The sequence below is a fragment of the Prevotella bivia DSM 20514 genome (assembly GCF_000262545.1).
GTDB lineage: Bacteria > Bacteroidota > Bacteroidia > Bacteroidales > Bacteroidaceae > Prevotella > Prevotella bivia.
On record NZ_JH660659.1, the window covers coordinates 1 to 5,139 of the forward strand.

Below are 5,139 nucleotides of genomic sequence, written 5' to 3' on the forward strand. Positions count from 1 at the left end.
GGAAGAACCTTCGATAAGCTTTCCCAGCTTGTAGACGGTACATACCAAGGTATCGATGCAGAGGGGCAGTACGGCAACGATCCTTATCCTGTGCTTGACGGCACGATTAACCTCACCACTGGTGCGTATCGTGATACTTACGATGCGCTGATGACGCACTACCCTAAACTCAAACTGAATATCGCTAAATGGTGGATTCGCTTCGAAGACCCAGAAGTGAAGCGTATCTGCATAGAAAACTGGGATAAGGACGGTGACGGTGAGTTAAGTATGGAAGAGGCTGCTGCTGTTAGTTCCATCGGGACTAAGTTTTATGACAATCCAAAGATTGAGTCTTTTGATGAGCTGGTTCGGTTTAAGGCTTCTCAACTACTGGATGGTATGTTCCGAGGATGTAAGAAGCTGAAATATATTTCAGTTCCACCGATACATTTTGGAATATTCAATGACGACGTAAGCTCTTACGAGCGTGTTCGATTATGTGGTGAGTGGAAGCGTATACCAGATTATTTCTTTTGGGGCTCGGAGAAAAGAGATTTGAAAGCGATTATAATAGAAAGTCGTATTCCTGCGAAAATCACTAATATCAGTGGCTTCTTCTACGATAATCACACAACCAATTTTGCGAAAATTTACGTACCAAATAACAGCGTTGAGAAATACAGAGAGGCTGCTGTTTGGAAGGATTATAAAGAGTTCATTTACCCTCTAAGTGAGTATCATGGATGATACTCGCTCATAGGGTAAATAAATTTAATAATTTTCATGTTGTTATTAGAAATATTAGCCCATTTCTGCTTATATTTAGAAATAGCATCATCTGGCACAAAAATCCTTAAACCTTTTGGATAGTTGTAGTTCGTGTCGATGTACATAAAGTTGGAAGATAAAGCTGGAGGAGTTTTTCCACACATAACGACAGTCTTTAGTCTCGGAGTTCCAAGAGAAAACCAAGATGCAATATGAGTCATAGTTTCAGGAACCCAGACCTCTATAAGATTAGGACAGTTCGCAACAATCTGTTGAGTGCCGTCATCTAAAGAAGTGAAAAAACGTAGGTCCTTCAGGGTCTTGATATTCGAGTTTCCACTAAACTTAGTCCCGATGGAACCTTTACCTAAATGCTCTTCGTATTTCCTTATTAATCGTCGTGTCCTTCACAGCAGAATACACTTGCGTTGTCTTAATACTCTGATGTCCTAATATGTGTTGTATGATTGACAAGCTCACCCCCTTACTCAGTAGCACGGTAGCGCACGTATGTCTTGCGCAGTGAAAAGTAATGTGTTTGTGGATATTGAATCGCTTGAGTACACGCTTGAGAACCAGGTTGCAACGTGCGTTACAAGGTAGCTGAAAAAGTTTACCTGTAGTTGTCTTGTTCTCTTGTACCATTGCAGCAGCCTTGCCTCTAAATATCTTAGATATAGGTATTCTTACCTCGTAGTCTGTCTTCTGCATTCGCATTACAACCCACTTGTTCCTATATATATTCTTAATGTGCTGCTTGGTTATCTGTATTATATCAGAGAAACGCAAGCCAGTATAGGTGCTGAAAAGAAAACCACTGATGACTTTGTTTTCCTCGTCCGTCATATCTTCATTCTCCATCTTGTTTTCAATCCTGTGTAGTTCCCGTTCTGTCAATGACTGCTTCTGTACGTTTTCAGTCCTGATATGATACTTCCGAAACGGGTAAGTCGTCATCAGTTCCTCGTCAATAGCGAGGTTGACAAATTTACGAAATATCTTCATGAACTTAGCAATCGTGTTGACAGCATATCCTGCTTTTTTTTAAGAAGTTCTCAAAATCACAGATACACTTATAGTCAATGTCGGAGAACGTTATCCTCGTTCGAAAGCATCTAAGTACCCCTAATGTTGCTTTATGATTTGATATAGTTCCAGGCGTGAAAGTTTCCTTTTTAATTTCCTCGTCCATCCATTCAAGAAAAGAGTTCTCCTGATTATATAATGTCATTGTTGGGTTATCCATCAACTTGTTCACATCGCCCACTCGCTTTACGATATATAGCCCGTCTACCTGTATCTGGATTAAGGCGTTATGACCTTTAAGCTGTGCTGTTAAGTTCTGAATAAGATTTTTGAGATTCATTGCTTTGAATTTTGAGGACAACCTGCCCAAAATTCAGTACCTTTGTAGTCCTATAAGCAGGCTGCAGGTGAATGAAAATATAAAAAAGCCCCCAGTCTGTTAAAAGTCGTCTCACTTACTATTTAACCAAAAACGCCGCAAGGACGCGACCGGGGGCAATATGCCTTTCCGACCGTCTTTGCGGTTTTTAATTTTGGCTGCGCTATGCGCAATAATAAGTGAGACATTGCAAAGATATAAAATTTTGTGATAATGAAGATAATAGAGGTCTTGAAATTTAACAGGGAGCTGATAAAAAGGCTCAAAATAGCAGGAATTCGTCTGGAAGACGAGGAGTTTGTGGACTTATATACCGATTACACTACGTTGCTGAATCGTGGCGAGAAAGTGTCGTATATCATAGCCAGGCTGTCGGAAAAGTATACGGTAAGCGAGCGCAAGGTATATATGCTCATCAAACGGTTCCAAAGCGACTGCAAACCGCTTGCAGTGTGATTTGGTGTAAATATTCTTCTGCCTCACCGAATATGGCGACCTTTGCCGTACCAAATAAGTGCGACAATGATAAAACAATATCTTTCGGCACCGCTTCCATTCCAGGGACAGAAGCGGATGTTTGCCAAGGAGTACATCAAGGTGCTCCGGCAGTTCCCTGACGGTACGACCTTCGTGGACTTGTTCGGCGGCAGCGGTCTGCTGTCCCATATCGCCAAATGCCAGAAGCCGAACTCCACCGTTGTATATAATGATTTTGACGGCTATCGTAAACGGCTGGATGCATTACCCCAGACGAATGCCCTGCTGGCTGAACTGCGTGCAATAGTGGACGTGCCACGCCATAAGCCCATTATGGGAGAACAACGCGAGCAGGTACTGTCGTGTATCCGCAGGCATGAACGGGTTCACGGGTGTGTGGATTATATCACGCTGTCCTCGTCCATCCTCTTTTCGATGAAGTATGCCACCGAGTATGCGGAATTGGAGAAAGAGACCTTATACAACAACATCAAGGGAGTGGATTATCCTCCTTGCGAAGACTATCTCGATGGGCTGACCATTACCTCCTGTGATTACAAGGAGGTGTTTGAGCGTTACAAGAACGTGCCAGGCGTGGTGTTCCTCGTAGATCCGCCATATCTGAACACGGACAGCAAGACCTACAGGATGTATTGGAAACTGTCCGATTATCTTGATGTACTGACAGTCCTCTCTGGGCACCGCTTCATCTATTTCACCTCGAACAAGTCCTCTATCGTAGAGTTGTGCGACTGGATGGGCAGACACCCGAATTTTGGCGACCCGTTCAAGAATTGCCACCGTAGGGAGTTTAACGCCCACATGAATTACAACTCATCCTATACGGACATCATGCTTTATACGGATGTCGCTTGAATAACATTCTAATACCCTTTGAACGATGAACAAATACTATCAGATACTGGACAAAATTCTGAAGCAAGGAAAGATTCAGGACAACAAGAAAGGGAATATCCACTATTTGCTCAATGAGCAGCTTTCATTATTACCTGCCGATCTGCTCGACATATTCGAGAGCCACGGCATAGCCCGAAAGAAGTTGAAGAATGAGTTACAACTATTTATGCAGGGTGAGCGAAATGTGGAGCGATACCGCGAGGCAGGCATAAACTGGTGGGACTACTGCGGAAGTATATTGGTAAACAGCTATCCGACCTACTTTGAGAAACTGCCGCCGCTTATTGCAAAGATAAACCATGAGAAACGGAACAGTAAGAACTATGTGCTGTTCCTTGTTGAGACGGGAGCGGAAAGTAATCAGGCACCCTGCCTCAGCCTTGTACAGTTTCAGATAGATGGTGGGGAATTGGTCGTCTCCGCCTATCAGCGAAGCAGTGATGCAAGCCTTGGGCTGCCAGCTGACATATACCACCTTTATCTTATGGCACGGCAGATAGAGTTACCCCTGAAGAGCATAACCCTGAACCTGGGCAACGTACACATATATGAGAATAATATAGAGCGTACAAAGCTGCTGCTCAGTGGTGACGAGACTGTGAGATTTGATTTGAATGTCTGAAATATAATGGATAAGAAATGTAAAACGCCTCAGATTTTTCTGGGGCGTTTTGCGTGTGGAGGGGGAACTGAAAAAAGAACGTTTCGTTTTACGAGTCGGAACGCTTCGTCTTACTTTTTTGGAACGCTTCGTTTTGCGGATTATATATCCCTTTCTCTCTTCTTACTAAAACCTACGCACCCTTGAAAAAACTTAACACAGCTTTTATAGCTTACCTTTTACGCTGCAAAACAGCATGTTTTACAACGTAAAAGGTCATCTTTTGCTATGTAAATGATAACCTTTTACACAGAAAAAGATGACCTTTTATTTTTACGCTGTAAGTATATGACTAAAAGGCTTTTACATCTAAGCCTTATTAGTATATACAACTACACAAGCTGTTGAAAAATATAAACAAAGTGCTTATATTGTAACCTTGCTTTTACGGTTTAGACAAAAGATAAGTTTTTTAAAAGCCCTTTTCTAAGAAAAATTAGATAGCCTTAAAACCCTTTGTACTATTGCTTTTTAGAATATCTTTTAAGCCCATTTCCTTACCACCGTGAGCTTCGAAAGCCTCTAGCATTTCTTCTTCACCCTCAGCTTCTGCTTCAGAATGAGTAAATGTTATTGTCTTACTTTTTAGTTCAGCAATACCCCAGCCCACAAGAGCAATTACGAGTAATGCTACGAGTCCAAATATAGGAGTTGTCATAACCTTGTTTTATTTTTTTTATTCTAATATGCAAAAGTACATTAACTTTTTAGAAAAGCCAAATTTTCAGTTAGTTTTCACTACCTTTGTAGAAGATAGGCGGCATTCGGGAATTTGAAAGTAAACTTTCATTCCGCTCATTGGCACTATCTTTGTAGAAGATAGGCGGCATTCGGGAATTTGAAAGTAAACTTTCATTCCGCTCATTGGCACTATCTTTGTAGAAGATAGGCGGCATTCGGGAATTTGAAAGTAAACTTTCATTCCGCT

General features: G+C 41.8%; 8 protein-coding genes and 1 pseudogene. 4 read left to right on the top strand and 5 right to left on the bottom strand.

All coding sequences use genetic code 11. The features are described from left to right. Positions 1–729, top strand: a pseudogene (locus tag PREBIDRAFT_RS11615) (hypothetical protein); the annotation flags it as partial. On the opposite strand, the gene PREBIDRAFT_RS00595 reads toward PREBIDRAFT_RS11615, so the two are convergent. The 3 genes from PREBIDRAFT_RS00595 to PREBIDRAFT_RS11655 all read right to left on the bottom strand — a co-directional run bounded on the left by PREBIDRAFT_RS00595 (position 720) and on the right by PREBIDRAFT_RS11655 (position 2,116). Continuing rightward, the gene (locus PREBIDRAFT_RS00595) at positions 720–971 is read right to left on the bottom strand and encodes a hypothetical protein (protein ID WP_004338946.1); all 252 of its coding nucleotides are present in this window, start codon (positions 969–971) and stop codon (positions 720–722) included. The pseudogene PREBIDRAFT_RS11615 and the gene PREBIDRAFT_RS00595 sit on opposite strands and share 10 nt — an antisense overlap. Positions 972–1,113: 142 nt before the next feature. Next, a complete protein-coding gene (locus tag PREBIDRAFT_RS11650; protein WP_244864318.1) occupies positions 1,114–1,755 on the bottom strand; it encodes a site-specific integrase in 642 nt (213 codons plus the stop codon). 4 nt (positions 1,756–1,759) lie between these two features. Then, on the bottom strand, positions 1,760–2,116 hold the full coding sequence (locus PREBIDRAFT_RS11655) for a phage integrase SAM-like domain-containing protein (RefSeq protein ID WP_004336512.1): 357 nt from the start codon (positions 2,114–2,116) through the stop codon (positions 1,760–1,762). Positions 2,117–2,368: 252 nt separating this feature from the next. Here PREBIDRAFT_RS11655 and PREBIDRAFT_RS00605 point away from each other — a divergent pair, with 252 nt between their 5' ends. The 3 genes from PREBIDRAFT_RS00605 (at position 2,369) to PREBIDRAFT_RS00615 (ending at position 4,172) form a co-directional block, all read left to right on the top strand. Next, positions 2,369–2,611 carry a hypothetical protein gene (locus tag PREBIDRAFT_RS00605; protein ID WP_004338950.1) on the top strand — a complete coding sequence of 81 codons (243 nt, stop codon included), beginning with the start codon at positions 2,369–2,371 and terminating at the stop codon, positions 2,609–2,611. Positions 2,612–2,677: 66 nt separating this feature from the next. After that, on the top strand, positions 2,678–3,508 hold the full coding sequence (locus PREBIDRAFT_RS00610) for a DNA adenine methylase (RefSeq protein ID WP_004338953.1): 831 nt from the start codon (positions 2,678–2,680) through the stop codon (positions 3,506–3,508). Between the two features lie 25 nt (positions 3,509–3,533). After that, complete coding sequence (locus PREBIDRAFT_RS00615) at positions 3,534–4,172, top strand: thymidylate synthase (RefSeq protein ID WP_004338955.1); 639 nt, start codon at positions 3,534–3,536, stop codon at positions 4,170–4,172. A gap of 475 nt (positions 4,173–4,647) precedes the next feature. On the opposite strand, the gene PREBIDRAFT_RS00620 is transcribed toward PREBIDRAFT_RS00615, so the two are convergent. Together PREBIDRAFT_RS00620 and PREBIDRAFT_RS11325 are read right to left on the bottom strand one after the other, a co-directional pair. Next, positions 4,648–4,869, bottom strand: a complete 222-nt coding sequence (locus tag PREBIDRAFT_RS00620; RefSeq protein WP_004336033.1) for a hypothetical protein — start codon at positions 4,867–4,869, stop codon at positions 4,648–4,650. A gap of 66 nt (positions 4,870–4,935) precedes the next feature. Beyond that, on the bottom strand, positions 4,936–5,139 hold a 204-nt coding region (locus PREBIDRAFT_RS11325; RefSeq protein ID WP_218915735.1), incomplete at its 5' end, for a biotin synthase.

What these genes read in the sequence shown, in the direction of transcription:
- PREBIDRAFT_RS00615 (WP_004338955.1), top strand. Translation starts at nt 3,534, where the DNA reads ATGAACAAATACTATCAGATACTGGACAAAATTCTGAAGCAAGGAAAG.
- PREBIDRAFT_RS00595 (WP_004338946.1), bottom strand. Translation starts at nt 971, where the DNA reads ATGACTCATATTGCATCTTGGTTTTCTCTTGGAACTCCGAGACTAAAG.
- PREBIDRAFT_RS00610 (WP_004338953.1), top strand. Translation starts at nt 2,678, where the DNA reads ATGATAAAACAATATCTTTCGGCACCGCTTCCATTCCAGGGACAGAAG.
- PREBIDRAFT_RS00620 (WP_004336033.1), bottom strand. Translation starts at nt 4,869, where the DNA reads ATGACAACTCCTATATTTGGACTCGTAGCATTACTCGTAATTGCTCTT.
- PREBIDRAFT_RS11650 (WP_244864318.1), bottom strand. Translation starts at nt 1,755, where the DNA reads ATGAAGATATTTCGTAAATTTGTCAACCTCGCTATTGACGAGGAACTG.
- PREBIDRAFT_RS00605 (WP_004338950.1), top strand. Translation starts at nt 2,369, where the DNA reads ATGAAGATAATAGAGGTCTTGAAATTTAACAGGGAGCTGATAAAAAGG.
- PREBIDRAFT_RS11655 (WP_004336512.1), bottom strand. Translation starts at nt 2,116, where the DNA reads ATGAATCTCAAAAATCTTATTCAGAACTTAACAGCACAGCTTAAAGGT.